The following is a 26,892-nucleotide window of genomic DNA, read 5'->3' as shown; positions in this document are numbered from 1 at the left end:
ATCGTAGAAAAACTTGACTAGGAATCACGTTACGACTTGGTACGATGAAGACAGTTTTCGACTCACGAGGTCAAGATCAACGTTACGTTTATTGCATATACAGGATAGTATGGTTAGATGCTATTAACTCACTTGCTAATCATTTAACTACTTTAACGATTGATAACAATGACAGTTAACAATCACTACCTACGTCTATCTTTTCTAACCCATAGACGTGCACGACCACACAACCTATGAGAATACGATTTACGATGACAAAAAATATGGTGCTTTCACAACTTATGATCGCGATGAGTACATTGGTTTTCTCTACGATGGCTGTAGCAGAAGTAACTGCGTCCGAAACTAGGGTTGAAGGTCTTAATCCAGTCGTACCGACGTCTAACTATACAAAATCACTAGCGTCAGTAGACTGTATAAAGGATGACGCTATCACTGCTACTGAGCTCACTAAAACACGCGATAACGGTCCGTTTTCTGTCAGTACCAAGCACGTGAGTCGCCAATCAGCCAATGGCTTTGGTGGCGGTACCATACATTATCCAACGGATGCTGCTAACTGTGGTCTGCTAGGTGGTATCGCGGTGGTGCCAGGTTACGTGTCGTATGAGTCTTCTATCAAATGGTGGGGACCGCGTTTGGCCTCTTGGGGATTTGTCGTTATTACTATCAATACTAGCTCCATTTACGATAACCCAGATAGCCGTGCTGAGCAATTGAGCGCGGCTCTCGATCATCTCATCGCGGATGAAACAGTGAGTCATATAATCGATCCAAATCGTTTGGGCGCGATTGGTTGGTCAATGGGCGGCGGCGGTGCGCTACGATTGGCAACTGAGCGCAGTACGGTGCAAGCCATCATTGCACAAACACCCTATCACGATACGAGCTATGGCGCGATGGATACGCCTGCTCTATTCATCGCTTGTGAAAACGACCGTATCGCCCCGAATAAAAAATATACCAATACCTTTTATCAAAAAGCTGACGGTCCAAAAATGAAGGTCGAGATTAACAACGGCAGTCATTTCTGTGCCAGCCATCGTTTTAACGAGAAACTATTAAGCAAGCCTGCTATCGCATGGATGCAACGTTATATTAACGGTGATACCCGTTTCGATAAATTCTTATGTGGCAATGAAAGCTACAAAAATGATCCTCGTATATCAGCCTATGATTACAAAGACTGTTTATAAGCTATCTTTTAACCCACTTAATAAAAGGAAGGAAAGACAGCCTTCACTGCTGATGATGACATTTGAATAACAACTCTTTTTTATTTTTACACATTTACATTGCTTATATCTTTTTTCTTACAGACATTACTGCTATAAAAATTAATAATCATTATAGTCAATCCTCTATAAATTGGATACGGTGTCAGGCTCGCTTAGTCTACAACTTGTAATACTTTCACTCGCCTTCCTTGTATCCAAGGTATATTGAACCGACTATAGGGTGCTATAAACAAGTAAAACGATTGAATAAATGAACGATTAAGGAGCAATGTTGATGACTGATAAGATGTATGATTTGGGTGCAGGATTTTGGAGTATTCGAGGATCATTTATCAAAAACGGTATCCTTGATATCGGTGTCCAGTGTGCACTCATAAGACTATCATCAGGACGGTTTATCTTTTTGGATAGCTATACATTAACTGGCGATGTGCGTCAGCAAGTCATGGCATTGACCAATGACGGTCAAAATGTCGAAGCCGCCCTCAATGTTCATCCGTTTCATACAGTACACTGTGCTCAAATGGCAGAAGACTTTCCGCAAGCGACGTTTTATGGCAGTAGCCGACATCCAGAGCAAGTACCTGAAGTCAATTGGGCAGACGACTTGGTCGAAAGCGATGCCGTTGCTGCACGCTACCCTGAACTCCAATTTTCTATACCTCAAGGCATCCATTACATCTCACCGGATGAAACAGTTCATGCCAGCTCATTATTGGTCCATCATCCTGCTAGCCAGAGCATTTATGTCGATGATACCTTTGAGATACCTCCTTCCAAGTTAATAAATGCCGTGCAGCCTAACCTAGGCTTACACCCTACTACCAAAAAAGCGCTCAAAGATGAGCCAAATGCAGCTAAACACTATTGTGATTGGGCAGTAGAGCTGGCAAGTGAGTGGCGTGATGGTCGTCATTTTTGCGGCGCACATTCAGGCTTAGTGGTATTTAAGGAAGGTCAATTTGAGACAGCACTTATATCAGCGATTGATTTGGCTTGCACTGAGCTTGAGAAAGTATAAAAGCGTGAACCTTTAGAAAACATATTATTAAAACAGCTCGAAAGATGAAGTTTACAGTGAAAAAGTAGCTTGGTTTTGTTTACATATTTTATTTCATTTACTAGACGAGGAAATTTATAAATGACTGATCACATTCATGATTTAGGCGCAGGATTTTGGAACATACGCGGAACATTCCGTCTCGGTGGCGTGCTAAATATCGGCACTCAATGCTCGTTGGTCAAGCTGCCATCAGGGAAATTTATCTTTTTGGACAGTTACGCTCTAACGGGTGATGTTCGAGATGAGATTATGGCACTCACTAACAATGGTCAAGATGTCGAAGCGGTGCTGAACGTACATCCGTTTCATACAGTCAGCTGTGCTCAAATGGCCAAAGACTTCCCGCAAGCGACGTTTTATGGCAGTAGCCGTCACCATAAAAAAGTGCCAGGAATCAACTGGGCAGATGATTTGGTAGAAAGTGACGCAGTCGCTGCACGCTATCCTGAACTTAAGTTTTCAATGTCAGAGGGCATTTACTATATTTCGCCCAATGAGATGATCCATGCAGGTTCTTTATTGGCTTATCATCCTGCCAGCCAAAGCTTGCACGTAGATGATACTTTTATGAGTCCACCAATTAAGTTATTAGAAGCTGTATTGCCTGAGCTGATATTGCACCCCACGACCAAAAAAGCACTGAAAAACGAACCAAACGCGGGCGCGCAATACTGCGACTGGACGACCAATTTGGCTCATGAATGGCGTGACGTACGCAATTTCTGCGCTGCGCATTCTTATCTTGTTCAGTTCAAAAAAGGTGGGTTTGAGAAAGCTCTGGTGAAAGCCGTTGAGAAAGCACGTCCAAAACTAGAAAACGCCTAATTTCTCACACCTTAGACATATATTTTTTATAGATATAAAAATGGGTCGCTATTACTGTATTTACTAGTGTAGCGACCCATTTTTGTGAGCTGATCATAATCATATCAACACTATTATCGAAGCTGTCACCGAAACAGCAATGTCGCAAGCTCATCTTCGTTGTTCAGAATATCTGCTAATGTATAACGCTCAAGCACATTAACAAATGCGGTGAGCGCTTCAAAAAACACGCTTTTTAGCTGACAGGCTGGACTAATCACGCAGCCTAGTGATTTATTCTTTTTTTCCTCAATGAATGTCACTGGCAAATCCGCCGGATGAGCGCCCTGCTCACTATCCTTATGAGACGCTGGTACGGCAAAGCACTCTACCAAATTAAAATCAGGCTCTATCTGTTTGATCAATACGCCCAAATTAATATCTTTAGGCGCACGTGCCAAGCGTATGCCACCGTTTTTGCCACGCACACTTTCTATATAACCAAGCTGACCCAGCTGATGAATAATCTTAGTCAAATGACTTTTAGAAATACCATAGCTGTCAGCAATATCGCTAATATTAGCCAATAGTGATGGATCTGGTCTTACGGCTAAATAAATCAATGAGCGTAGCGCGTAGTCACTATAATTGGTCAGTCGCATGTACTTGCGTTCCTATTTTTACAAATTTTATATATTAAGCTAGGGCGTGTCCTCATTTTAAAAATGGTGATAAAAATAAGATAAATTGCTGTCAAACGAGAAAAATAGTGCAGATAATATCGAGATATTGACCAACTATTTGACGATGTTTGGCAAAATTTAGCTATTTTTAGCCCATTTAAAGGACACTCGTTTGAATTGAGCACACGCCCTAGACAAAGTAAGTCGCATTTTTGGTAATAACGTTTAGACATAGCATTTGTAAACAGTATCGTTAGCCCACTTCAACCAAATAAACCATCAGACCGAGGACGTGCCAGCATGGGCAGATAACTGATGCAAAATAGCACAAAACAAGCAATCCAAGCACCCTGTGCAATCATAATCCAAACTAGGTAATGACTCATATCTACTAATGGTAGCAGTACGCGGCTAACAAATACCAATACCATCAAACCGTACATAAGATTTACCGTTTTGGGCGGTTGGTGAATGCTGCGACCCGTATGACCCAAAGATACTCGCGTCATCATTGCCACCGTCATCATACCGATACCTGCAATCGCCAATCCATGCATGGCGAGGCTGTGCGGATAACCCAACCAAGGCTGTAGTGCGTATAATAAGAAACTCAAACACATGCCCAAAAACGCAATATACAATGACCAAAGTAATGGTTTTTGCCAAATACCGTGATGATACCACCCTATCAGGCGAACGATATTAATGACTGCCACACCGAGCGCCGTAACCGTCAGCAAATACTGGTTTGGATAAAACACATCACTGATAAAAAAGGCGAAGAAAAACACTAAGCTTGCGATATCTTGTCCTTTACTATTACGTAGCTTAACGGGTTCTGACGTTTCCACACCTATACTCATACTAAGACCACGTTCGATAAAAAATGGCACTACGCGGCGGCCAATAGTCAGCACCAAACCGATGATCAAGTAGAACCCAAGATAAATACCTATCTTAGTTGTATTCATATCAGCATTAATAATGCCCCAATAGCAGAGTCCGTTGCCAAAGGTCAGCAGTGCCAGTTTTGCCAAGATACCCATTTGCTTGTACTGCTTAACTTGCCATACTGCTCGACATATCACATATGCCATCGAGGCGACAAATACTACATCAAAAATGGCTGCTATATATAGCCACGATATACTATCACCTATGAGCGTTATGCCAACCCCAAAACCCAACCAGCTCAGACGAGCCAGCAACCAACAGACAAAGATACCTAGCAGTTTATAACCATGCGGCATCATCACCCCTGTCCATGTCTTGACCGCGGTTAGCAAAAACCCGGCTACCACTGCTAGGGCATAACCATACACCATTTCATGGCCGTGCCAGTATAACGGGTTCAAAACCTGTGCATCGATATCCGTGTGACCAGTGAACACAAACGCCCATAGCAGCATCGTTACTACGGCAAATAGCGCAGCAGCACTAAAAAATATGCGAAAGCTTAAATTAAGGATAGGATTCGGAGAGCTTGGTGGTTTGCTAGGTAACTTGATAGATTGCATAGCCATCTTCTTAGAGGAGTATAGATGGCTTTAATTATAACATTCATTTTAAATGAACTTTATTAATCTTTAGTCCAACTATCAAATACTTTACTCACCGAATTGCGGCGCCTACGGGAATCTCTGAGACCAACATCTCAATTATAAAAACCAAGAAAGCAGAATGGCTGTTCTTTAGCTATTATTTAGCCATGACTTAGTCAACACCACTTACAACTGTAATGCCGCGATGACTAACGATACGACCACTATCGCCGTGACATACTGCCTAACTTTAAAATATATGTAACTGATAATCTGCGCTCGATGAAGGCTATAATCAATAACCAACAGACTTATAAACCCAATCACTAATAGCCAAATAAAACCAATGGCTGACAAGGTCAAAAAACCAAGCCAAAGGCCAAGCGCAATGACATTGCTATACAGTGGAAGTCTAATAGCCCACTTATTGTTGTCAGCTAAATCTAAATGATTACCCCAATGCGCGCCTGCCATAAACGAGCCAATCATTAGGCCATAAGCACTTAGTATATCGACTACCGAGCCAAGCATAGGCACGGTAACAACGTCTATCATCAGCAAAAATGCACAGGCGACAAACGGAATAGCACCTACAAAAGTTAGATAAGGACTGGGCTTTTTCATTGTTTAAACCTATCTTATGATTAGTCTAATAATAGTTGTCACCTGTTGAGTGGAAGTTTTCAACATACATTAATCACTCTTTTGAGTGTTGCCTTGCCACTGACGGATAAATTCACCGTTTGGATCGTATTGCTGGGTTTGCTTGTCGAGATTAAACTGTCGGCATCCTCTTGGATCAGCGCCGACGCCTGCCAGATACTGCCAATTGCCCCAATTACTGCCGACATCATAATCAACAAGATGTTGCTCAAAGTAAGCTACCCCATAACGCCAATCAAGGCCTAGCTCATGGATAAAGCAACTGGCAACCAGTTGTCGTCCACGATTCGACATATAACCTGTCGTACGCAATTGGTTCATGCAAGCATTGACGATAGGATATTGTGTTGTACCACTCTTCCATTGCGCTAACAGACTCTCAATCAATTGAGTTGAAGGCGCGTGCTGAGCGATGCCTTTAAACCAAAACAACTTTTGCCGATGGGTGACAGCATACCAATAAAAATACTCACGCCACAGCAGCTCGAACCATATCCAGTAGGTAGAGTCATTTGCGATAATATCGCGCTCATAACGGCGCAAACGATTTAATACTGTGTTTACAGACAGCGAGCCGTTTGCAAGCCAAGCGGAGAACTTTGTGGAATGCGACCACTCATCAAGCGCGTTTCGGGTAGTTTTGTAAGTGCTGGGCGCATCGGAACAGAAATAAGCATCTAAGTGCTTAAGACCATTTGACTCGCCACCTCTGAAGCTGGATGGCTGCTGTGATGGCTTATCACGCCCTGCCTGATTAGACAACTGAGATTCAAAAAAGCACTCGTCCCTACTCAACATATTGTCAGGTAATGGAGCAAGTGTTTCTGGTGTTGGATAAATTGCTATATCTTTTTCTGCATGCAGCAAATCATAATCGGTTTCGATTTGTTTACGGGTGGTGTTCTAAAAAGTATGCTGGCATTAGACGTAGCCATAATTGACATAAAAGAACACCAAATCAAACACCTTAAAGTGATTATCAAGCTTCTTAGAGAAACAACAGGTTTTTCTAACCGCCCGACGCAATCGGTGTCTAAGACGGCAGTTATTACCTTCAATGCCTACCGTATGAGATTTGCCAACTCGTTTGTGATCAAGTTTAAAGGCTGTTATAAAACTGTCCCAGTTATCCATGCTAATCGATTCATAGCTGACTGTAAGCTGCTTAAGACGCGCTCTTAACTTCTTAGCCGTTTTTAAGTCACGTCTGCCCCAAACATAAGCAACAATCTCATTGGTAGCACGGTCATAAGCATAAATAAGCCAAACTTTACGCTTTTTGCGATACACGTAAGTCCAGAATTCATCAACCTCTAAGCGTTCATAGTAGCGCTTCTTAGGCGCGATCTTATAAACAGATGAGCCTATGGTACTAAGCACTTTTCCAATACTGACTGAGGCCATAACCGCTATGTCTCTAACACCGCAACCATGAACCGTCATTAGCCGTATTTTATCTTCTATTTGGGAGTGACAACCTTGGTAGGTTAAAGCATGATCACCAATGAATTGACGTTTGCAGTCCTTACAATGGTAGTTTTGCTTACCATAGCTTTTTATGCCATTTTTCTTTAAACTGGGACTGTGACAGTCGGGGCAGCTGATATCTATTTGTGTCTTCATAACCTTAAATATATCATCTTGCTTTGGCTGTCACCCTCCTTTTATCTCCTCAGCATACTTTCTGACACACCACCTGTTTACGAAATTGCGTAAAGCTTTTGGGTAAGCTCTCTAGCGGTAACTCATCAAACAAAGTTGCCGTTGTTTGAATGTGCCACTGTATCTCTGGATATTTCGCCTGTAGAAGGTCATATACTTTGTTTTGATTATAATCTGCCGTTTGACTGATGCAGATATCTGTCACTTGTTGCTGCGCTATTAGATTACTCAACTGAGTAAAGACGTCTAATGCTTCTTCGCCTTTCTGTAAATACAGCAATCTATTACCACGCTGTATCAGTGACGCATTTAAATCAGCCAAGCTCTCATGCAAAAACTGCTGACGAGCTTGACCCATAGCCTCATAACGATAGGCATCGTAATGATCTTTATTATCTAATATATCTGTCAACGATGACGCGTAAAGCAATAGCAGTTTTCCATTAATGGATATCTTAGATGCTTTCAATAAAGTGGCATTGTCCGCTACCCGCAAGTCATTATGAAACAGTACCAACGTGACATTGTTATTCTCTGAGTTGTTCACTGCTTGATTTGACATACCCTATCCTTCTGGCTGTTTAGCGCTGATTTATTATTTTTAAACTTTAATCTCAAAATATCATATACGATATCCAACATAATTAGCATTCAACCATGATGCGAGCCTAACACTTGTAAGGCACTGCGTTCAGCCCCAGAAACCACTTATAAGCATTGACTCTCATATGTCTGACTGCTTAAATGGCTTACCTCTAGGAGAACACCATGACTCAAAATAATACTACGACTGAAGAAAATAAATCAGATGAAAAGCGTAAACTTATTAATCGATTTTTGATGAGGCTGACAAAAGAACAGCCTCAAATGTATTACGCGACTACCTCTGAGATATCGCGGAGTATTCATACGATGATAAAAGAGCACACCAATCGCTTGTCGGTAGAAGAACAAGCACTGGTAAGACGGATGACGATGGAAGAGATTGAAGGGCTACTTGGCTTTCATGCCAGATAAGAAATTGACCAACTTCAAATACGTCATTCTCAGTAAGTTGCCAAATATCACACAAAAAAGACCGCTATCAAAGCGGTCTTTTTTATTAGCTATCAGCATTCTATTTTAGGACAATTAGAATGGATATTCACGTGGTTCATTTTGCATTGAGATCCAATGCGTTCTAGTGAACTCTTCTAGTACCCACTCACCGTTAAAACGACCGATGCCTGAGTTTTTCTCACCACCAAAAGCCACGTTACTTTCATCGTTTACTGGAATATCATTTATATGGGTCATACCTGCTCGGATACCACGAGCGAAACGTAAACCTTTTTGCATGTCTGCGGTAAACACCGCACTAGATAAGCCATACATAGAATCATTAGCTATCGACAAAGCATCCTCTTCATTTTTGGCTCGAATAATGCCTATCAATGGTCCAAATATTTCATTATAGGCAATATCCATCTCTCTAGTAACTTCGGTAAAGACATGGGGCGGGACTAATTGACCATTGATTTCACCGCTCAAGAGCATTTTTGCGCCCTCTTTCTGTGCCTCATCAATCTTATCTCTAAGTGACTGAACTTGTTTCTGATTGATGATTGGGCCAATAGCAGTACCTTGATCGTTAGGATCACCTACCTGTAACGTTTTAACATGAGACAAGAAACGCTCTACAAACTCATCGTACACTTCATTTTCAACAATAATTCGGTTAATAGCCATACAAATCTGGCCTTGATGCAAGAACTTACCGAACACGGCTGCTTTTACTGCCTGATCAATATCTGCATCCTTGAGTACAACAAATGGACTGTTTCCACCTAACTCAAGTGCCACTTGTTTGATATGCTCACCACCATTAGCTAGCTCACCGATGTGTTTACCCACTGAAGTTGATCCTGTGAATGACACAAAACTTGACGCTTTGTGTTCAACGATTGCATCGCCTATCTCACTACCTGAGCCGACCACGACGTTTAATAGACCTTTTGGTAGACCTGCTTCTTCAAACACTTTAGCCAATAGCAAACCACCTGTTACTGGTGTATCGCTAGCAGGCTTGAGCACGACAGCATTACCAAGCGCTAAGGCTGGCGCGATAGAGCGCTGAGTTAAATGTAGTGGGAAGTTCCACGGGCTAATAACAGCGACTACGCCAATTGGCTCACGATAAATGAAGTTTTCTTTACCAGGAGTATTCGATGGGCGAATCTCACCATGGACACGATTAGGGAATGTCGCTGCTTCAAGGGTAATCGCGCGCGTCGCACCGAACTCGACCATGGCTTTGATACGGGTACTGCCCGACTCTTTGATTAGCCAATCGACGATTTCTTCTTGGCGCTGATCAAGTATATTTACGACCTTATACAACACTGCGGCACGTGCTGCTGGTGTCTGCTTGGCCCACGCTTCTTGAGCTTGGGTCGCAGCATCATAGGCTTCGTTCAACTGATCCTTGGTCGCTTGCTGGATCTCTACCAGCGTATCACCGTTATATGGGTTGGTATTGGTGTTGGTGCTATCGTCTTTACCAGTCTGCCATTCACCAGCGATGAACTGCAAATGGAAGTCACTGTATGCATTCGTAGTATTGGTTGACATAATCATCCTTATTTTTAATTTGTTATGTTAAGTATTGGTTTGCGATTATTAAAATAAAATTATTAAGTCGGCGATATCTTAATGAGAAAATATCTGGCAAGTGATAAGTCTGAAATCGTTACTGAGCTATCAATCAATAGTCATCAATTAAAAAAAGCTCTAATGAAAAATGATCTTTAGCAATAAATACTAACGGTAACGGATAACAACAAAACCTACCTTGCTAGACGACTGGTCTAATGCTACCATAGCTATTAATAAAACAAGACTACTTTGTCAGTGAATATTGTTGATAGAACGTAACACATATAACTATATCCTATTACAATATGCCATCAACGTGACGTTCAAATGAACGCTAACTGTTTTAACTGACTATCTAATACATACGCTAATATAAGCAACTACCAAGGGAGACAATCCTGTTTATGTCTAATACAGACGCAACTACCCCAGATACCAAAGCTCATTTACTTGCTACTGGCTACCAATTAATTGCTAAAAAAGGTTTTACCGCTGTTGGTCTAAAGCAGATTTTAGATACAGCAGGTGTACCAAAGGGTTCTTTTTACCACTACTTTGCTTCTAAAGAGGCCTTTGGTGAAGCCATTATTAATCATTACTTTAGTTTATATAAGACTCGGTTAGATGTCATCGATGCACAAGATGTCAGTGCGCAGCAAAAACTATATGATTATTTTCAAAACTGGTATGACACGCAGCAGAACGGCTGTGACCATGAGAAATGCTTGGTGGTTAAGCTCAGCGCAGAGGTAGCCGATATGTCAGAAACCATGCGTAAGGCACTCGATACTGGCTATCAGCAGACGACCATGTGGCTTGCTAAGCAGATCAAAACTGGCTGGCTCGATGAGTCTGTCCCTCGTCACGATAACATCTCGGCTGAGAGTATGGCCAAGCGCTGGTATTTTGCATGGCTTGGCGCAAGCTTGATTGCAAAGATTAGCCAAACCAATACGCCTTTAGCAGAAATTTGGCAGATGACCACGACCCAAATGGGACGATGATCGTTAACCGTTTGAATTTCTATCGACTGTACTTCTAACGTAACCATTAAGGCACATTGAATATTCATAACGTTCATAGATAATAGCTATCAATATTATGCTTGAGTATTCAGTGTGCTTTATGACTTTCTCTTTTCTGAACGAATTTCTTAAAGACATCTGCATATGACTTAGACAGTTATACGAGAGTCTTGTAAATATCACTAGACGACTGGTCTAATTGGTGTACAATGCGCACAAATATTAAGAATGAATGTCTATACGAGCATTGCTTATCATTCATTGATTAATATCAGACAATATCTCATGTCAAAACCATTTAATTGAACCGTTTTTATTAAACACTTTTTATTACTAATTAGGAATCTTATGAATAACTTCCAATATTACAACCCAGTCCGTATCGTTTTTGGTGAAGGTCAAATCGAGCAATTATCAGATCTAGTCCCTACTGATGCGCGTGTCCTCATTACTTATGGTGGTGGTTCAGCACAGCGTACTGGTACTTTAGACGAAGTAAAAACAGCACTAGCGGCAAGCGGTAACCGTACTGTATTTGAATTCGGTGGCATTGAAGCCAATCCAGAGTTCACCACATTACTTAAAGCCGCTGATATGGTTAATGAGCACAACATCGACTTCTTATTAGCAGTTGGCGGTGGTTCTGTGATTGACGGCAGCAAATTTGTCGCACTCGTTTCTTCATTGACTGAAGAAGACGGCACTGTCTCACGTGACCAAGCTTGGGATGCCTTAACTGGTTATTGCAAAAATATCGACTCTGCTGTCGACTTGGGTGCTGTATTGACCATCCCAGCCACAGGTTCTGAGATGAACTCAGGCGGCGTCATTAACTATAGCGAACGTCAAGCAAAATTACCGTTTGGTAACCCATTGGCCTTCCCTAAATTCTCAATTCTAGATCCAATCAAAACACTTACCTTGCCTGAGCGTCAGGTTATGAATGGTGTGGCTGATGCATTTGTTCACGTAATGGAACAGTACCTAACTTACCCAGTAAACGCTAAAGTCCAAGATGCCTTCGCTGAAAGCCTGCTTAAAATCCTTATTGATGAAGGTCTAGTTGTTAAGCAAGATCCAGAAAACCTAGAAACACGTAAGAACATTATGTGGACAGCGACCATGGCATTGAACGGTCTGATCGGTACTGGTGTGCCACAAGACTGGACAACTCATATGGTTGGTCATGAGCTGACGTCACTACACGCTATCGATCATGCACGTACGCTAACCATCGTATTGCCATCAGTCATGCGTGAGCTAAAAGAAAGCAAGAAAGAAAAACTGCTTCAGTATGCACGTAACGTATGGAACATTACCGATACTAACCTAGATGACGATGCCATCATCGAAACGGCTATTGTCTACACTGAAAACTTCTTCCGCGAGCTTGGCTTGCCAGTTAGCCTAGAAGATGTTGACTTGACGGAATCAGCGATTGATCCAATCATCAAGCAGCTTGAAGTGCATAACATGGTTAAGCTTGGTGAACATGGTACCAACGACTTAGAAGTATCACGTCGTATCCTGCAGCGCGCTGTAACTAGCAAAGCGTCTTAATAAGCGCTTTAGCAAGAACCGTCAGAAGAATTATAAGAAAAATCGCGACAGTAACAATAAGTACATATCGTTATGCTATTTATAGTAGTAGCTATTCCATGCTGAGTAGCTACTACATTTAACACCACTATAATAATGACAATTAATAAATATAAAGGAGTCCTACAATGAGCTTCGACAAACAACAGAATCAACAAACCAACCGTCAAATCAAATTGGCTAGCCGTCCTAATGGCGAGCCAACTGCTGACAACTTTGATCTGACAACTAGCGACATTCCTACGCCAAAAGATAACGAGATGCTACTACGCACTGTATATCTATCACTAGATCCATACATGCGTGGGCGTATGAGCGATGCAAAAAGCTATGCAGACCCATTAGAAGTCGGTGACGTCATCATGGGTGGTACCGTAGCGCAAGTAGTCGAGTCAAATATCGATAGCTTCTCTGTAGGCGACTTAGTCGTATCAAACTCAGGCTGGCAAGACTACAGTGTTAGTGATGGCGAAGGCGTCCTCAAACTAGACAAAAACATGGCAAACCCTTCTTATGGTTTAGGTGTGTTAGGTATGCCAGGGTTCACCGGTTACATGGGTCTGACTGATATCGGTAAACCACAAAAAGGCGAAACTTTAGTTGTCGCTGCAGCCACTGGACCTGTCGGTGCCACTGTCGGTCAAGTCGGTAATCAATATGGTCTGCGCACTGTCGGTGTGGCAGGCGGCAAAGAGAAATGCGACTTTGCAATCAATGAGCTTGGCTTTGATATCTGTATCGATCACAAAGCTGACGACTTCGCTGAGCAATTAAAAGCAGCATGTCCAGATGGTATCGACATCTACTATGAAAACGTTGGCGGTAAAGTGTTCGATGCCGTATTACCACTATTGAACGCGCATGCCCGTATCCCAGTATGTGGTCTAGTATCACAATATAACGCCACTGACTTACCTGACGGCAAAGACCGCTTGGGTATGCTAATGGGTCAAATATTGGCCAACCGTTTAACCGTCAAAGGTTTCATTATCTTTGAAGAGTACGGCGACCACTTCCCAGAGTTCTTAGAAACTATGAGCAAATGGGTAGAGTCAGGCGAAGTAAAAACCAAAGAGCACATTACTGACGGTCTAGATAATGCCCCAGATGCATTTGTCAGTATGTTAAACGGTGATAACTTTGGTAAAACCGTAATCAAAGTATCTGACGTTAAATAGTTACTGGTTAAACATTGAGTAGTTAAGCAGCTACTGACAGTTAGCAATCGTTGTGAATAACTACTTAACAACATAAATTGCTAATATCACTACTGAAAGTTGCTCACAAAGCAGGAATAATGCTAACAGTCATTATTTGCATCTAGGCTAATTAAGTAAAAACAGCTAATGATGTAACGGAAAACTTATGACTGTTGGCTATATAGTTACTAACACATAAATAATAAACAAGGATAATTATGAACATTTTAATGGTACTAACTTCTCATGACCGTTTAGGCGATACTGGTAAGAAAACTGGCTTTTGGCTAGAAGAATTTGCTGCACCTTACTATGCGTTTCTCGATGCGGGTGCCAATGTTACTCTAGCGTCTCCTGCAGGTGGTCAGCCACCACTAGATCCTAATAGCGATACTGAAGATACACAAACCAAAGATACCAAGCGTTTTAAAGACGACAAAGAGGCGCAAGAGCACTTGGCCAATACCAAGAAACTTGCTGACATGAAAGTAGAAGATTTTGATTCAGTCTTTTATCCAGGTGGTCACGGTCCATTGTGGGACTTGGCAGTAGATAAGAACTCTATCGAATTGATCGAGAATTTCGTCAAGCAAGACAAGCCTGTTGCCTTTGTTTGTCATGCACCTGGCGCGCTTAAAAGCGTCAAAGTTGATGGCGAGTACTTAGTAAAAGGTAAAACCGTTACTGGCTTTACCAACTCAGAAGAAGAAGCGGCTGGCTTAACAGATGTGGTGCCTTTCTTAGTAGAAGATGTCTTGAAAGCCAACGGTGGTAACTATGAAAAAGCGGCCGATTGGGAATCGTTTGTCGTGGAAGATGGTTTATTGATCACTGGTCAAAACCCAGCATCTTCAGAAGAAGCGGCTACGCGTTTGATCAACAAGCTCAAAGGTTAATATCATGATTCGCTTACATCACCTTAATCAGTCACGTTCGTTGCGTACGCTTTGGCTCTTAGAAGAGCTAGGCGTGCCTTATGAAGTGGTCAGTCATCAGCGCGATGCCAAGACTCATTTGGCACCAGATTCCCTGAAGGCAGTTCACCCACTCGGTAAATCTCCAGTTATCGAGATGGACGGCCAAATTTATGCTGAATCAGGGGCCATTACTGAGTTACTGATTGAGCGATTTGCGCCCGAGCGTCTACGTCCTGCGACAGACAGCTCGGACTATGGGTATTATCTACAGTGGATTGACTTTGCAGAAAGCTCGCTGATGTTGCCATTAATGCTTGAGCTATTTACCAAAAAAGCAGGCATTGATGACAATGAGTTTTTGAATGGCTATATCGATACAGAAAAAACCAGATTGTTTGAATATCTGGATGCTTCGGTTGAAGGTAAGTCGTTCATTGTGGGTGATAAGCTAAGTGGTGCTGACTTTATGTTGTCATTTGACTTAATCATTCTCGCTAAGCGTCAAAAACTCGACGCCTATCCGCATATCAAACAGTATGCTGAAAAGCTAGCCAGTCTTGATAGCTATCAGCGTGCGATGCAGCTAGAGGCTAAGTACGACCAATCCGTTTAGCATTGCATCATAACTGACAGACCAATTTTCCGATACACACAAACAGCTCTGTATAGAGCTGTTTGTGTGTATAGCATTTTTTACTTGTTGCATCGCTTGTTTTAATGTTCGTCATATTGCACGAAATACTGCTATATCTTTATTCAATAGCGCCAATGAGTTACGCGCTAATGACAAAAGCGCTATAAAGATTATGATAAAATATGCCCTGCATTTCTTCGGTTATCTTTCCAGTTTGACCAGCATTTATATCAGTAACTCCGCTGTTTTTAAGCTATGAACATTCATCGTACTGACCTGATTTTGCGTCTGGAATCTGTTCTATGCCATTCTATTTCCTTATACAGATGATGGTACGTCCATGAGTAACGAATATCAGTTTAAGCCCCACGAACAACCGATAATGGTAGGCTCTCCTGCCAACCCTGATCATCCTGCACGCCGTAAAGTATTTTATTTACTTATTGGGATTTTCGTTGGTCTCACTGCTAGCTTCCAAAACGGTCTACTCGTCGCAAATCTTACTCAAATTCAGGGTCAACTGGGCTTAACACCAGCCGAAGGTGGCTGGATATCTGTTAGCTATAATATGACCAATGCCTGTATCACCGTTCTGCTGTACAAAATTCGCCAGCAGTTTGGTATGTCACTTTTTAGTAAAATCACTCTGTTCTTTTTGTTAGCTGCCACGAGTTTACAGTGGTTAATCAGTAGTCATTTGTTAGATACGCCTAATATAGGAATTGAGCCTTATTACCTAGAGATTGTCGCCAGGGGACTTAGCGGTATGGTGGCAAGTGGCATGACCATCTTAGGGTTATTCTATTGTTTGCAAGGCATGCCAACCGTCAAGCGGACCAGTGGCTTAATATTGGGTTTTGGCTTGGTGCAGTTTGGTATTCCACTATCACGAATCATCTCGCCCTATCTCGCCATCGACGGTCAGCTTGAAAACTTATTTTTATTTCAATTTGGCTTGGCACTGATTTGTTTTGGGCTGATTAATATATTGGAGCTACCGCCAGGTAATACAGAAAAAGTATTTGAGAAATTGGATTTTGTAAGCTTTGGTTTTTTCGCCAGTGGTCTGGCTGCATTGGCTGTCGTTTTGGTACAGGGTCGAATTTTATGGTGGACGACACCTTGGCTCGTCTATCCACTGATGATTGCTATCGTCGGGATTAGCATCGCTCTATGGATTGAGACGCATCGCAAAAATCCGATGCTACAAGTGCGCTGGATGCGTAGCCGCAATATTATTGCCTTTATGGTGACGGGCGCTGTCATGCGGATTTTGCTATCTGAGCAAAATGTCGGAGCGGCAGGATTGCTCGCTAACCTCGGCTACGGTAACGATCAGCTGGTTACTTTTTATGCTGTTATTATAGCCGCCAGTGCACTGGCTTTGATTATTAGTATTTTTAGTACCAATGCGATGGATTTGCGCCGACCTGTTATTTTTGCAGTGGCATTGATTGCCTTAGGGTCTTGGATGGATGTTGGTGTGTCTATTAATTCAGCGCCCTATATGTTTTATCTTAGCCAGTTTTTGATTGCCTTTGCTGCAGTCTATTTCATGGGGCCTTTGGTTTTCGAAGGATTTTTGCGAGCTATTGCTAGTGGCCCTGCTTATATCATTAGTTTTTCGGTCATCTTTGGTATTTCCCAAACGGTTGGCGGATTGGCAGGTGCAGCGGCTATTCAGGCATTTACGACCATTCGTACACAGGTCCATTATGCAGATATGGTCAGCTCACTGAACTTGGGTGATCCTACGTTCAGCGCTCAAATTGCTGGTACTCGTAGTGTATTGTCAAACCAAACGACGGACGCAGCGCAAGCGAATGTGGCTGCAATGAGTCAAGTGTTGCAAGGGATTCAGCGCCAAGCAACTGTCTCCGCTTATAGCGATCTGTTCTTTTTAATGGCCAGTTTTGCTACTTTCGTTACAGCCATTTTATTGATCAACTATTTTTATAACCGTTACCACAAGCGCAATCCACTTGCTAAAGAGCTTGCCGTTATTGCAAAAATGCGTGAGTCAAAATAACTCAGTTTATTCTATTAATCATGTTTCACCTCATTCATTTATAGCCAGTCCATTTCAATATTTATTAAAAATTTAGGAGCACGTCATGAGCCAAGAAAAACCAAATGAGCTTAGTCAAACACCTCAGACGTCCACTGGCGCTCCAGCAACAAACACACCTATAGCGTCCGATATAAGTAAAGAGAAGGCTGCTGCAATCTCTTCGCAATCAGAAACTAAGACAGCAGAAGATGATGTAGAAAACAGTTCAGATAGCAATGAACCACCAATGCCACCAAAAGAGCCAATACCCGATACTACTGGTTGGTCGCCCAAGAAAAAATCCTATCTGAATTTAGTCTTATTAATTTTATTGATTGTCATTGGCGTGGCATTGATTTTGTATGCATGGAAGCTCCCACCGTTCACCCCAACGGTACAGCAAACCAATAATGCTTTTGTCAAAGGTCAAACCACTATTATTAGCCCGCAAGTTTCTGGCTATGTCACCAAGGTAGCCGTGCAAGACTTCGCCAACGTAAAAGCTGGCGACTTACTCATAAAAATAGACGATCGAACCTTTCAGCAGCAGCTCGAACAAGCCCAAGCAAATACAGAGGTAGCTCTTACTAACCGCTCTACCAATGACCAAGACACGCAAACCAGTCAAGCACAAATCGAAGCACGTAGAGCTGATTTGTATAGTGCCAAAATCAATGTAGAAAGTGCGCGTGAAGATGTAAACCGTTATCAAGGTTTAGATGCTATTGGTGCGGTATCAAAAGCAGAAGTTGCTCATATCAAGGCGCAATTGGCCCAAGCACAGGCAGGTGTACAGCAAGCAGAAGCCAATTTACAGGCCGCTCAAGAAAACCGTGAAAAGACTAGCGGTAGTCGCTCATCGCTAGATGCAAATATCAAAAATGCTGAGGCAGGCGTCAAGCAAGCGCAAATCAATCTAGACAATACTATTATCACTGCGCCTGAATCTGGCCAGCTAAGCCAAGTCAGTGTCAAAGAAGGCCAATACGTCAGCGCTGGTACGCAGCTTATGTATATCGTGCCAAAAGGCATTTGGATCATTGCAAACTTTAAAGAAACTCAAATAGCCAATATGGCAATCGGTGAGCCTGCGACCATTCATGTCGATGCGCTTGGCGGTGCCAAATTTAATGGTCACATCAGTAATATCTCGCCAGCAACGGGCAGTGAGTTTAGTGCAGGTGCAGCCAACCCTGCGACTGGTAACTACATAAAAATCGCTCAACGTATCCCTGTACGCATCGACTTAGACCAAGATCAGCCTGAACTGGCACGCTTACGTCCTGGTATGTCAGTCTCAGTGGATGTCGATACCAATATTAAATGAAAGGTTAAATAAAAAGTTAATTAAAAAATAATGCTAATTAAGGTCAATAGCTAACGTAAAAAAGCCACCCTAGGTACCAAAGAAATTGGATTTAGAGTGGCTTTTTTAGTTTTGTATAATCTATAGCTTCAAACTATAACAACTATGGCAATAAACGTTTGGTCGTCCAGCTTGTATTGCCTTCATTGACTTTACTATCATCGCCGCTACTCTGCGTATACACAATTCGGTCATGCATCCGATTGGCTCGACCTTGCCAAAACTCAATACTTTCAACCGTAATCTCATACCCACCCCAAAACTCTGGCGTTGGTACAGTAGTATTGTCAGGGTGCGCTGCTTGAAGCTGTTCAAACGTTTGCTCCATGATTTCACGATTGGCCACTTCACCACTTTGCGGTTGACTCACCCAAGCGCCTACTTGGCTATCATGGGGACGCTTTTGGAAGTAAGCAGCCGATTTATCAGCATCTATTTTAGCGATACTACCGCTGATACGGACTTGACGCTCTAGCTCATGCCAAAAGAATAATGCTTCAGCGTTAGGGTTTTCTGCGATATCCTGCCCTTTTGCGCTTTCATAATTGGTATAAAAAACAATACCTGTCTCAGTAATTTCGCGTAATAACACAATACGGACGCTAGGCTTATTGTCTGCGCCACATGTCGCCAAACTCATTGCATAAGGCTCTTGCACCTTTTGCGCTAGCGCCTCATTCATCCAAGCTTTAAAAATCTCGAATGGTGACGTTGGTACTGACTGTTGGTCAAGCTCACCTTTCTCGTATGAGAGGCGTTGGTCGGTAAAGTCCATGCTCATGGCAGTTCCTTATTTGAAAACTATAATGTTGTTGTCTTAAATACCAGTTATTGCCTTAAATAGTATTAGCCTAGTACTGATTTTATAAGATCAGCTAAGTCATTCGCCATTACATCGCATTCAATTTCATCATCTGACTCTACCATCACGCGAATCATAGGCTCTGTACCTGACTGACGTATCAATAGACGACCTCGACCCTCTAGCGTTGCCTGTGCTTTATCAAAAGCAGCAACCAACTCCTCATGTTTGAATGGATCTTGCATTTGAGACAAACGTACATTGACTAGCTTTTGCGGCAACACTTCAAAACCTTCAACAAGCTCACTTAGCGCACGCTCTCTGGCTTGCATCACTGCTAATACTTGCAAGCTAGCAATGATAGCGTCCCCTGTGCGACTTTTATCTAAGCATAAGATATGACCAGATGGCTCACCGCCCAATATCCAGCCATTAGCTTCTAAATCCTGCATCACATAGCGATCACCCACTTTTGCACGGGTAAATTGAATACCTGCATCTTTTAGCACCAGCTCTAGCCCCATGTTGCTCATGAGTGTGCCGACAACACCTTCAGCTTTGGTTTTACCTTGGGTAGCAAGCACATATAAGATCCCATCGCCGTCGACTAGCTTACCCGTCTCATCAACCATTACGATACGATCGCCATCACCATCTAGTGCAATACCGACATCTGCTTCATGCTCAAGCACGGCCTTTTGTAAGCTTTCAGGATGGGTAGAACCACATTCAGCATTGATATTGATACCGTCTGGCGTATTATTGATGGCAATCACGTTGGCACCCAACTCGCGCATTACTCTAGGTGCTACGCTATAGCCTGCACCATTGGCACAATCCACTACTACCGTCAGATGACTGAGGTCATATTGATAAGGAAAACTGCCTTTGCAAAATTCAATATAGCGACCTTTAGCATCATCAATTCGGTTGTTTTTGCCCAAATGTGCAGGATCAAGAATAGGCATTATGGCAACATCACTACCAACGTCGTTCATAATTGCCGTCAATTTATCATTGATTGCAGTTTGCATCTCATCACTTATCTTTTTGCCATCACCTGAGAAAAACTTGATGCCATTATCATAATAAGGATTGTGCGAGGCTGAGATAACCACACCAGCATCTGCATTAAAGCTACGGGTCAGATGCGCAATCGCTGGGGTTGGTAATGGACCAAGCATATAAACATCAACACCAGCCGCATTAAAACCTGCTTGTAATGCTCCCTCTATCACATAGCCTGACAGACGCGTATCTTTACCAATCACCACACTTGGCTTACGCGTAGGGTTTTCATTTTTTTCTATGAGTACAAGTCCAGTGACATAGCCTAGTTTTAAAATAAAGTCAGGGGTAATTGGTAATTCACCAAATTTTCCGCGAATTCCATCAGTGCCAAAATAGCTCATTATATGTTCCTCAAGTCAAAAAATAAAAGGCCAAGCATATACGCAGGCAATACTATTGTTGTAATAATCTGTTTCTGTATTTTACAAAAAAAACAGCCAACAATAACAGAGCATTGTTGGCTGTTTGTATCTTAAGCTCGCTGAAGCTTTACGTCTCAGCTAACATCAATACATTTTAAATCTACAAAAGAGAAGTATTTTACGGAACGATCTAGTTTACTCGATAGTTCGGTGCTTCTTTAGTGATTTGCACGTCATGCACATGCGATTCTTTCATACCCGCTGAGGTTACTTTGATAAACTGCGGATTGGTACGCATATCTTCAATCGTGGCAGAACCCGTATAACCCATTGATGAACGTAAGCCACCAACCAACTGATTAACGATACCCGCAACTGGTCCTTTATAAGGAACACGGCCTTCGATACCTTCTGGTACTAGCTTCTCTACACCGTCTTTTGCATCTTGGAAGTAGCGATCTGAAGAACCATTTGATCCTGACATTGCACCCAAACTACCCATACCGCGATAAGCTTTATAGTAGCGACCTTGGAACAGCTCAACTTCACCTGGTGCTTCTTCGGTACCAGCCATGAGTGAACCAACCATGATGCATGATGCACCAGCAGCGATTGCTTTTGCCATATCACCTGAGAAACGAATACCACCGTCAGCAATCAATGGAATGCTATCTTTTAAAGCACTAGCAACGTTATCAATGGCTGAGATTTGTGGTACACCGATACCTGCGATAATACGCGTGGTACAGATAGAACCAGGGCCGATACCTACTTTTACTGCATCAGCACCTGCGTCACGTAAAGCGATTGCAGCTTCACCTGTTGCGATGTTGCCACCGATTACTTGTACGTGTGGGTAGTTTTTCTTAATCCAAGAAACCTTATCAATCACACCTTTTGAGTGACCGTGCGCCGTATCAACAACGATAACGTCGACATCAGCGGCGATTAATGCTTCAACGCGTGCTTGCGTATCAGCACCAGTACCAACAGCTGCGCCAACACGTAGGCGACCTTGCTCGTCTTTACACGCATTTGGATTGTTTTCAGCTTTGGCAAAATCATTAACAGTAATTAAACCACGCAGGCGGAAGTTATCATCAATGACGATGACTTTTTCGATGCGGTGCTCATGCAACAATCTTTTGATATTCTCGTTGCTTTCACCTTCATGAACAGTTACCAGCTGCTCTTTAGGCGTCATGATCTGGCTAACTGGCAATGACAAATTGGTCTCAAAACGCCAATCTCTATGGGTAACAATACCCACAACATTATCTGTGCCTTTTTCGACCACAGGCACACCTGAGATATTGTTATCTTGGGTCAAACGCAGCAATTCACCAATCGTCATCTCTGGGTGGACAGTGATAGGATCAACAACGGTACCCGCTTCAAATTTTTTGACACGGCGTACTTGTGTGGCTTGCTTTTCGATGTCCATGCTCTTATGCAAAATACCCATGCCACCAAGCTGTGCCATTGTGATAGCCATTTCAGACTCAGTCACAGTATCCATTGCCGCAGAGATTAGCGGAAGATTAAGTGTGATGTTTTTGGTCAAACGAGTAGACAGATCAGCAGTTTTTGGTAGAACTTCAGAATAGGCTGGTAATAATAAAACGTCATCAAAGGTTAAGGCTTCATCGACAATTCGCAACATACAGACCCCTAGTGGTGGTTATTTTGATGGGTAGGAGCTCAGGGTTAAGCGTATCAATCATTGCAGCTGCAAGCACAGTGCCGACTCATCGCTAACCACTCAGTTATCCTATAAAAATAACGCCACATTATAACAAATAAGCGCCTCGCTGACACACTATATTTGTCAGATTATTTTACACAAGTGCGTCTTTATCGATGGTAGTTGTGCTTCAAACCATTAATAACTGGCTTTTAAAGCTAATTAAATTCGCAAGGCTCATCGCTATTCCCAATTTCTAGTCGCCTTTTGTTAACGTAAAACGCTCTGTAGGTAGATATTGGTTCTGTTGTGCATGCAGGTAACCAAGCATTTTCTCTCGTATCTCACAGGCTAGCGTCCATGCTTCTATAGGCCCTACTGATGAAACAGCGCCGCGCAGTTGAATGGTATTTTCGGTCACATCTACCACGTACATTTCAGGTTCTGTTTTATTATCCCAAAGCTTATTGTCCTTGACCATCGATATAAACGCCTCTCGGATAGCGTCGATATCTGCGCCATAATCGATATATAAAAACACAGGACAGGTCTGATGAACTTCCGTATGTGACCAGTTTTCCACTCGTTCAGTGATTAGCTCACGCATTGGCACGATCAATCGTCGCTCATCCCATGTTTTTAACACGGCATACGTGTAACGCAGGTCTTCAACCGTACTAAAATTACCGTCCATTATCACACTATCGCCGATTCGCACTGGCTGCGTCACTGCTACCTGTACACCAGCGATGATATTCCCTAATATTGGCTGTGCCGCAATACCGATAACCACACCTGCAATACCCGCTGAAGTCAATAAAGTTTTGCCAAGGCCTTCCATATTGGCAAATTCACTAAGACCTATCCAGAAGCTTCCCAAAATCATCGCGAAAATAAACACACGGCGAAATATTGATACATAAGTACGGCGGCGACGTTCTTTATCGAAATGCTCTGCAGCCAAATTTTCAATCTGCATGTCTTGATAGCGATTGGCAAAAAAGTTAATGATACGAATGCCTAACCACATGGTACTAAATACCAGTCCAATCCAAATCAATGGACGAGTAGATGAGGCGACTGCATCTAAATAAGGAAAACCACCAGAAACCAAGGTAAAAACCAGTGAAAAACTGATGGTAAAGGTTAATGGTACTGTTAGCTTGCTAACCAAATCGGCGACGCCGTTGGTACTGCCAACATACATGCTGTATTTTTCTTCATCGATATAATGATTGATGATTTTTGCAGTACCTTTACTGAGTAGCCAACCCATACCCATGGTTAATAAAAAGAACAATATCAGCGCTGAGAATTCCCATAGCGCAATTCCAAAAAACTTTAGCTTTAACCAAGTGGGCAAATAACGTTCGAACTCGGCTGGATGATACTGCTCATAGAGATTATCAATATTGCCTACTGTCTGCGCCGAAAACACCCAGACAGGTGCTTCATCTCCTACCCGCACTCGCTGCAAATAAATAGGAACACGGCGCTCGCGATAATCAACATAGCCAAGCTGAATAGAACGTCTGGCAATACCCATGACACTGCTATTATTACCAAGCGGTGGTTCAATTAAGCCATCGGGACGATCTGGCATATCATCGAATACATAGAGCTCTTTTTCGGACAATAAAAAATCCAGTCGCTTTGTGAGATCAAGCGCACGGCTACGTTGGCTTTTCTCATCAATCAAATTCATGTTTAGTGCGTAAGCGGCCAAATCATACTGCTGCTTCATTAACGCTGATTGAAAAAACTCTAAGGCTGCAAGCGGTGTTTCTAAGTTAGGTGGCTCAGATAACGGCGGCAACCCAGCATTTAGCTTATCGAGTATATAGTAGCTCTCACTATATTCTCCGGTCAGTGCCGTATCACCTTGTAGTCTGCCTGCCTGCTCCACTGCGCTACGCTCAGTAGGATCAAAGATCTCTTCAGTGATACCAGAAATGCTGATACTTTCATCTTTAAGCGCATTGACTTGCTGAGCTGCATATTCAGTAAAACTATCAGGCTTACTAGGCGTTTGTTTTTCCGGCTCGCTCGGACTCTGTCCATTTTCACTGTTTGCTGCGTAAACAGGTGAATAGATGACACTTATAGCGGCAATAAAAAGGCCCAACAGTACTTGCAGCACATGACTTTGAAAACGGCTTTTCTCTACATCTACTTGATGATTATCATCTGAGCGCAAAACGGCACAATGATGGTTCATAGGATTGTCTTTAAGAGTATTCATGTTTTCAAAGCCATCAGTCTACAAAAGGAAAGTATAAAAAATATATCGGTGCTGCTTTAACCTAATTCAGTAAGCAAAAAAAAGCCAGCCTAAAGCTGACTTAATTTATTACGAGATTTGTAGCTATTTATCCTATAAACGGCAAACATTATTTTAAGCGCGGCGCCATGTCGTGCCAGCACGGCTATCTTCGAGCTCAATACCCGCCTCTTTTAGTTGCTCACGTATCTCATCAGCACGGGCAAAGTTTTTATTGGCTTTAGACTCTGCACGTTCGATAATTAAATTATCAATAACCGCATCCGTTAGACCATCTTCTGCCTGATCACCAGTCACTGCTTGCAAAAACTGCTGCACTGGCTGCTGTAAAATATTCAATACTTGAGCCAATGCTTTTAGTTTCTGGGCTAATTGCCATGCGGTATCGACGTCTTCCGCTTTAATGGCTTTATTGATATCGCGAGCCAATCCAAATAAGACGCTGATGGCGGTCGAACTATTAAAGTCGTCATTCATTGCCTTGATGAAGTCTTGACCAACCGCGCTATTGTAAGCTTCAGCCACTAAGTCTTCGTTGATTATGATTGATTGTCCTTTTTGTTGTTCAGCCAATTTTAGTGCATTGTATAATCTACTTAGGCTATTATGCGCTTCATCTAAGGCGCTATCAGAGAAGTTAACTTGGCTGCGATAATGGCTCGATAATAAGAAAAAACGCACCGTCTCAGGTAAGTACTTTGCCATCACATCACGAATAGTAAAAAAGTTGCCCAATGATTTAGACATTTTTTCGCCATCGACATTGATAAAACCCACATGCATCCAGTTACGTGCATACTCACAACCAGTCGCTGCCTCAGACTGCGCGATTTCGTTTTCGTGATGCGGGAACTGTAAGTCATGACCACCGCCATGAATATCAAAGGTGCTACCTAAGCACTTAGTCGACATCGCTGAACATTCAATATGCCAGCCTGGACGCCCTTGACCCCATGGCGATGCCCACTGCGGCTCGTCAGGTTTTGCCGCTTTCCATAGTACAAAGTCAAATGGATTACGTTTATCATTTTCAACCTCGACTCGCGAACCTGCCTGCATATCGTCTAGATTGCGCTTCGATAATTTACCATAACCGTCAAAGCTATCAACAGCATAATAGACATCACCGTTGTCGCCTGCATACGCGTAGTTGCCAGTGACTAACGTCTCAATCATATTCTGCATATCATCGATATGATCGGTCGCACGTGGCTCAGCATTTGGCATCTCACAACCAAGGGCAGTAGCGTCTTCATGCATCGCTTCAATAAAACGCTGCGTCAATGTACCAATCTCTTCACCGTTTTCAGCAGCACGGGCAATGATTTTATCATCGATATCAGTGATATTACGTACGTAATTCACGTCGTAACCCAAACGTGCCAACCAACGAACGGCCATATCAAAACCGACCATCACTCGCGCATGACCAATGTGACAATAGTCATAAACGGTCATGCCGCACACATACATACCAACCTGCCCTGCTTTGAGTGGTACAAACTGACGCTTGCTGCCAGTCAATGAATCGTAAATGGCAAGTTGGGACATCGCATCTGCAAGTGGTGTGGTCATAGTAAAAAAGCCTTGTAACGTAAATGAAATAAAGAA

23 protein-coding genes are annotated in these 26,892 nt (G+C 42.6%); 11 read left to right on the top strand and 12 right to left on the bottom strand.

What is annotated here, in order from left to right; translation table 11 throughout:
* The first annotated feature begins 254 nt into the window (after window positions 1-254).
* From HCZ91_RS07630 to HCZ91_RS07620, 3 genes are all read left to right on the top strand, one after another.
* Window positions 255-1,199, top strand: a complete 945-nt coding sequence (locus tag HCZ91_RS07630; protein WP_179798920.1) for a prolyl oligopeptidase family serine peptidase — start codon at window positions 255-257, stop codon at window positions 1,197-1,199.
* Between the two features lie 316 nt (window positions 1,200-1,515).
* On the top strand, window positions 1,516-2,262 hold the full coding sequence (locus HCZ91_RS07625; protein ID WP_179798919.1) for a hypothetical protein: 747 nt from the start codon (window positions 1,516-1,518) through the stop codon (window positions 2,260-2,262).
* Between the two features lie 120 nt (window positions 2,263-2,382).
* The gene (locus HCZ91_RS07620; RefSeq protein WP_179798918.1) at window positions 2,383-3,129 is read left to right on the top strand and encodes a hypothetical protein; all 747 of its coding nucleotides are present in this window, start codon (window positions 2,383-2,385) and stop codon (window positions 3,127-3,129) included.
* A 125-nt stretch (window positions 3,130-3,254) separates the two neighbouring features.
* On the opposite strand, the gene HCZ91_RS07615 is transcribed toward HCZ91_RS07620, so the two are convergent.
* The 6 genes from HCZ91_RS07615 to HCZ91_RS07590 all read right to left on the bottom strand — a co-directional run bounded on the left by HCZ91_RS07615 (window position 3,255) and on the right by HCZ91_RS07590 (window position 8,219).
* The gene (locus tag HCZ91_RS07615; RefSeq protein ID WP_075106063.1) at window positions 3,255-3,770 is read right to left on the bottom strand and encodes an Rrf2 family transcriptional regulator; all 516 of its coding nucleotides are present in this window, start codon (window positions 3,768-3,770) and stop codon (window positions 3,255-3,257) included.
* A gap of 284 nt (window positions 3,771-4,054) precedes the next feature.
* Window positions 4,055-5,308 (bottom strand): NnrS family protein, encoded by a 1,254-nt coding sequence (locus HCZ91_RS07610; protein ID WP_179798917.1) that lies wholly within the window; start codon window positions 5,306-5,308, stop codon window positions 4,055-4,057.
* A gap of 210 nt (window positions 5,309-5,518) precedes the next feature.
* Window positions 5,519-5,956 carry a DUF3429 domain-containing protein gene (locus tag HCZ91_RS07605; RefSeq protein ID WP_179798916.1) on the bottom strand — a complete coding sequence of 146 codons (438 nt, stop codon included), beginning with the start codon at window positions 5,954-5,956 and terminating at the stop codon, window positions 5,519-5,521.
* 69 nt (window positions 5,957-6,025) lie between these two features.
* A complete protein-coding gene (locus tag HCZ91_RS07600) occupies window positions 6,026-6,880 on the bottom strand; it encodes a DASH family cryptochrome (protein ID WP_179799006.1) in 855 nt (284 codons plus the stop codon).
* A 36-nt stretch (window positions 6,881-6,916) separates the two neighbouring features.
* Window positions 6,917-7,618, bottom strand: a complete 702-nt coding sequence (locus HCZ91_RS07595; protein ID WP_179798915.1) for an IS1 family transposase — start codon at window positions 7,616-7,618, stop codon at window positions 6,917-6,919.
* A gap of 49 nt (window positions 7,619-7,667) precedes the next feature.
* Window positions 7,668-8,219 (bottom strand): deoxyribodipyrimidine photo-lyase, encoded by a 552-nt coding sequence (locus HCZ91_RS07590; protein WP_179798914.1) that lies wholly within the window; start codon window positions 8,217-8,219, stop codon window positions 7,668-7,670.
* 206 nt (window positions 8,220-8,425) lie between these two features.
* Between HCZ91_RS07590 and HCZ91_RS07585 the strand changes: the two genes are divergently transcribed.
* Entirely contained in the window at window positions 8,426-8,674 is a 249-nt protein-coding gene (locus HCZ91_RS07585) for a hypothetical protein (RefSeq protein ID WP_057760515.1), read from the top strand.
* Window positions 8,675-8,788: 114 nt separating this feature from the next.
* Here the strand turns inward: HCZ91_RS07585 and HCZ91_RS07580 are convergent, their stop codons facing one another.
* Window positions 8,789-10,267 carry an aldehyde dehydrogenase family protein gene (locus tag HCZ91_RS07580; protein ID WP_179798913.1) on the bottom strand — a complete coding sequence of 493 codons (1,479 nt, stop codon included), beginning with the start codon at window positions 10,265-10,267 and terminating at the stop codon, window positions 8,789-8,791.
* Window positions 10,268-10,695: 428 nt separating this feature from the next.
* Between HCZ91_RS07580 and HCZ91_RS07575 the strand changes: the two genes are divergently transcribed.
* The 7 genes from HCZ91_RS07575 (at window position 10,696) to HCZ91_RS07545 (ending at window position 19,042) form a co-directional block, all read left to right on the top strand.
* Complete coding sequence (locus HCZ91_RS07575; RefSeq protein ID WP_179798912.1) at window positions 10,696-11,295, top strand: TetR/AcrR family transcriptional regulator; 600 nt, start codon at window positions 10,696-10,698, stop codon at window positions 11,293-11,295.
* A 369-nt stretch (window positions 11,296-11,664) separates the two neighbouring features.
* Entirely contained in the window at window positions 11,665-12,876 is a 1,212-nt protein-coding gene (locus HCZ91_RS07570) for an iron-containing alcohol dehydrogenase (protein WP_179798911.1), read from the top strand.
* 167 nt (window positions 12,877-13,043) lie between these two features.
* Window positions 13,044-14,093, top strand: coding sequence for an NADP-dependent oxidoreductase (locus HCZ91_RS07565; protein WP_179798910.1), 1,050 nt, complete (start codon window positions 13,044-13,046; stop codon window positions 14,091-14,093).
* A gap of 239 nt (window positions 14,094-14,332) precedes the next feature.
* Complete coding sequence (locus HCZ91_RS07560) at window positions 14,333-15,010, top strand: type 1 glutamine amidotransferase domain-containing protein (RefSeq protein ID WP_179798909.1); 678 nt, start codon at window positions 14,333-14,335, stop codon at window positions 15,008-15,010.
* A gap of 4 nt (window positions 15,011-15,014) precedes the next feature.
* On the top strand, window positions 15,015-15,644 hold the full coding sequence (locus HCZ91_RS07555; protein ID WP_179798908.1) for a glutathione S-transferase: 630 nt from the start codon (window positions 15,015-15,017) through the stop codon (window positions 15,642-15,644).
* 361 nt (window positions 15,645-16,005) lie between these two features.
* The gene (locus HCZ91_RS07550; RefSeq protein ID WP_179798907.1) at window positions 16,006-17,694 is read left to right on the top strand and encodes an MFS transporter; all 1,689 of its coding nucleotides are present in this window, start codon (window positions 16,006-16,008) and stop codon (window positions 17,692-17,694) included.
* An 85-nt stretch (window positions 17,695-17,779) separates the two neighbouring features.
* Complete coding sequence (locus HCZ91_RS07545; protein ID WP_179798906.1) at window positions 17,780-19,042, top strand: HlyD family secretion protein; 1,263 nt, start codon at window positions 17,780-17,782, stop codon at window positions 19,040-19,042.
* 142 nt (window positions 19,043-19,184) lie between these two features.
* On the opposite strand, the gene pdxH is transcribed toward HCZ91_RS07545, so the two are convergent.
* From pdxH to cysS, 5 genes are all read right to left on the bottom strand, one after another.
* Entirely contained in the window at window positions 19,185-19,856 is a 672-nt protein-coding gene (gene pdxH, locus HCZ91_RS07540) for a pyridoxamine 5'-phosphate oxidase (RefSeq protein ID WP_179799005.1), read from the bottom strand.
* Window positions 19,857-19,927: 71 nt separating this feature from the next.
* A complete protein-coding gene (gene glmM, locus HCZ91_RS07535; RefSeq protein WP_179798905.1) occupies window positions 19,928-21,295 on the bottom strand; it encodes a phosphoglucosamine mutase in 1,368 nt (455 codons plus the stop codon).
* 211 nt (window positions 21,296-21,506) lie between these two features.
* On the bottom strand, window positions 21,507-22,979 hold the full coding sequence (gene guaB / locus HCZ91_RS07530) for an IMP dehydrogenase (RefSeq protein WP_179798904.1): 1,473 nt from the start codon (window positions 22,977-22,979) through the stop codon (window positions 21,507-21,509).
* A 277-nt stretch (window positions 22,980-23,256) separates the two neighbouring features.
* The gene (locus HCZ91_RS07525) at window positions 23,257-25,242 is read right to left on the bottom strand and encodes a mechanosensitive ion channel family protein (protein WP_257020003.1); all 1,986 of its coding nucleotides are present in this window, start codon (window positions 25,240-25,242) and stop codon (window positions 23,257-23,259) included.
* 153 nt (window positions 25,243-25,395) lie between these two features.
* The gene (gene cysS / locus HCZ91_RS07520; RefSeq protein ID WP_179798903.1) at window positions 25,396-26,856 is read right to left on the bottom strand and encodes a cysteine--tRNA ligase; all 1,461 of its coding nucleotides are present in this window, start codon (window positions 26,854-26,856) and stop codon (window positions 25,396-25,398) included.
* Window positions 26,857-26,892 lie beyond the last annotated feature (36 nt).

The organism is Psychrobacter sp. BI730, from assembly GCF_013414195.1.
GTDB lineage: Bacteria > Pseudomonadota > Gammaproteobacteria > Pseudomonadales > Moraxellaceae > Psychrobacter.
This window is presented reverse-complemented; position numbering and strand designations above follow the sequence as displayed.

Coding starts and splice junctions, on each gene's coding strand:
- HCZ91_RS07630 (WP_179798920.1), top strand. CDS start 255: ATGACAAAAAATATGGTGCTTTCACAACTTATGATCGCGATGAGTACA.
- HCZ91_RS07585 (WP_057760515.1), top strand. CDS start 8,426: ATGACTCAAAATAATACTACGACTGAAGAAAATAAATCAGATGAAAAG.
- HCZ91_RS07525 (WP_257020003.1), bottom strand. CDS start 25,242: ATGAATACTCTTAAAGACAATCCTATGAACCATCATTGTGCCGTTTTG.
- HCZ91_RS07595 (WP_179798915.1), bottom strand. CDS start 7,618: ATGAAGACACAAATAGATATCAGCTGCCCCGACTGTCACAGTCCCAGT.
- glmM (WP_179798905.1), bottom strand. CDS start 21,295: ATGAGCTATTTTGGCACTGATGGAATTCGCGGAAAATTTGGTGAATTA.
- pdxH (WP_179799005.1), bottom strand. CDS start 19,856: ATGGACTTTACCGACCAACGCCTCTCATACGAGAAAGGTGAGCTTGAC.
- HCZ91_RS07580 (WP_179798913.1), bottom strand. CDS start 10,267: ATGTCAACCAATACTACGAATGCATACAGTGACTTCCATTTGCAGTTC.
- HCZ91_RS07565 (WP_179798910.1), top strand. CDS start 13,044: ATGAGCTTCGACAAACAACAGAATCAACAAACCAACCGTCAAATCAAA.
- HCZ91_RS07625 (WP_179798919.1), top strand. CDS start 1,516: ATGACTGATAAGATGTATGATTTGGGTGCAGGATTTTGGAGTATTCGA.
- HCZ91_RS07615 (WP_075106063.1), bottom strand. CDS start 3,770: ATGCGACTGACCAATTATAGTGACTACGCGCTACGCTCATTGATTTAT.
- HCZ91_RS07610 (WP_179798917.1), bottom strand. CDS start 5,308: ATGCAATCTATCAAGTTACCTAGCAAACCACCAAGCTCTCCGAATCCT.
- HCZ91_RS07590 (WP_179798914.1), bottom strand. CDS start 8,219: ATGTCAAATCAAGCAGTGAACAACTCAGAGAATAACAATGTCACGTTG.
- guaB (WP_179798904.1), bottom strand. CDS start 22,979: ATGTTGCGAATTGTCGATGAAGCCTTAACCTTTGATGACGTTTTATTA.
- HCZ91_RS07605 (WP_179798916.1), bottom strand. CDS start 5,956: ATGAAAAAGCCCAGTCCTTATCTAACTTTTGTAGGTGCTATTCCGTTT.
- HCZ91_RS07545 (WP_179798906.1), top strand. CDS start 17,780: ATGAGCCAAGAAAAACCAAATGAGCTTAGTCAAACACCTCAGACGTCC.
- HCZ91_RS07550 (WP_179798907.1), top strand. CDS start 16,006: ATGAGTAACGAATATCAGTTTAAGCCCCACGAACAACCGATAATGGTA.
- HCZ91_RS07575 (WP_179798912.1), top strand. CDS start 10,696: ATGTCTAATACAGACGCAACTACCCCAGATACCAAAGCTCATTTACTT.
- HCZ91_RS07555 (WP_179798908.1), top strand. CDS start 15,015: ATGATTCGCTTACATCACCTTAATCAGTCACGTTCGTTGCGTACGCTT.
- HCZ91_RS07620 (WP_179798918.1), top strand. CDS start 2,383: ATGACTGATCACATTCATGATTTAGGCGCAGGATTTTGGAACATACGC.
- HCZ91_RS07570 (WP_179798911.1), top strand. CDS start 11,665: ATGAATAACTTCCAATATTACAACCCAGTCCGTATCGTTTTTGGTGAA.
- cysS (WP_179798903.1), bottom strand. CDS start 26,856: ATGACCACACCACTTGCAGATGCGATGTCCCAACTTGCCATTTACGAT.
- HCZ91_RS07560 (WP_179798909.1), top strand. CDS start 14,333: ATGAACATTTTAATGGTACTAACTTCTCATGACCGTTTAGGCGATACT.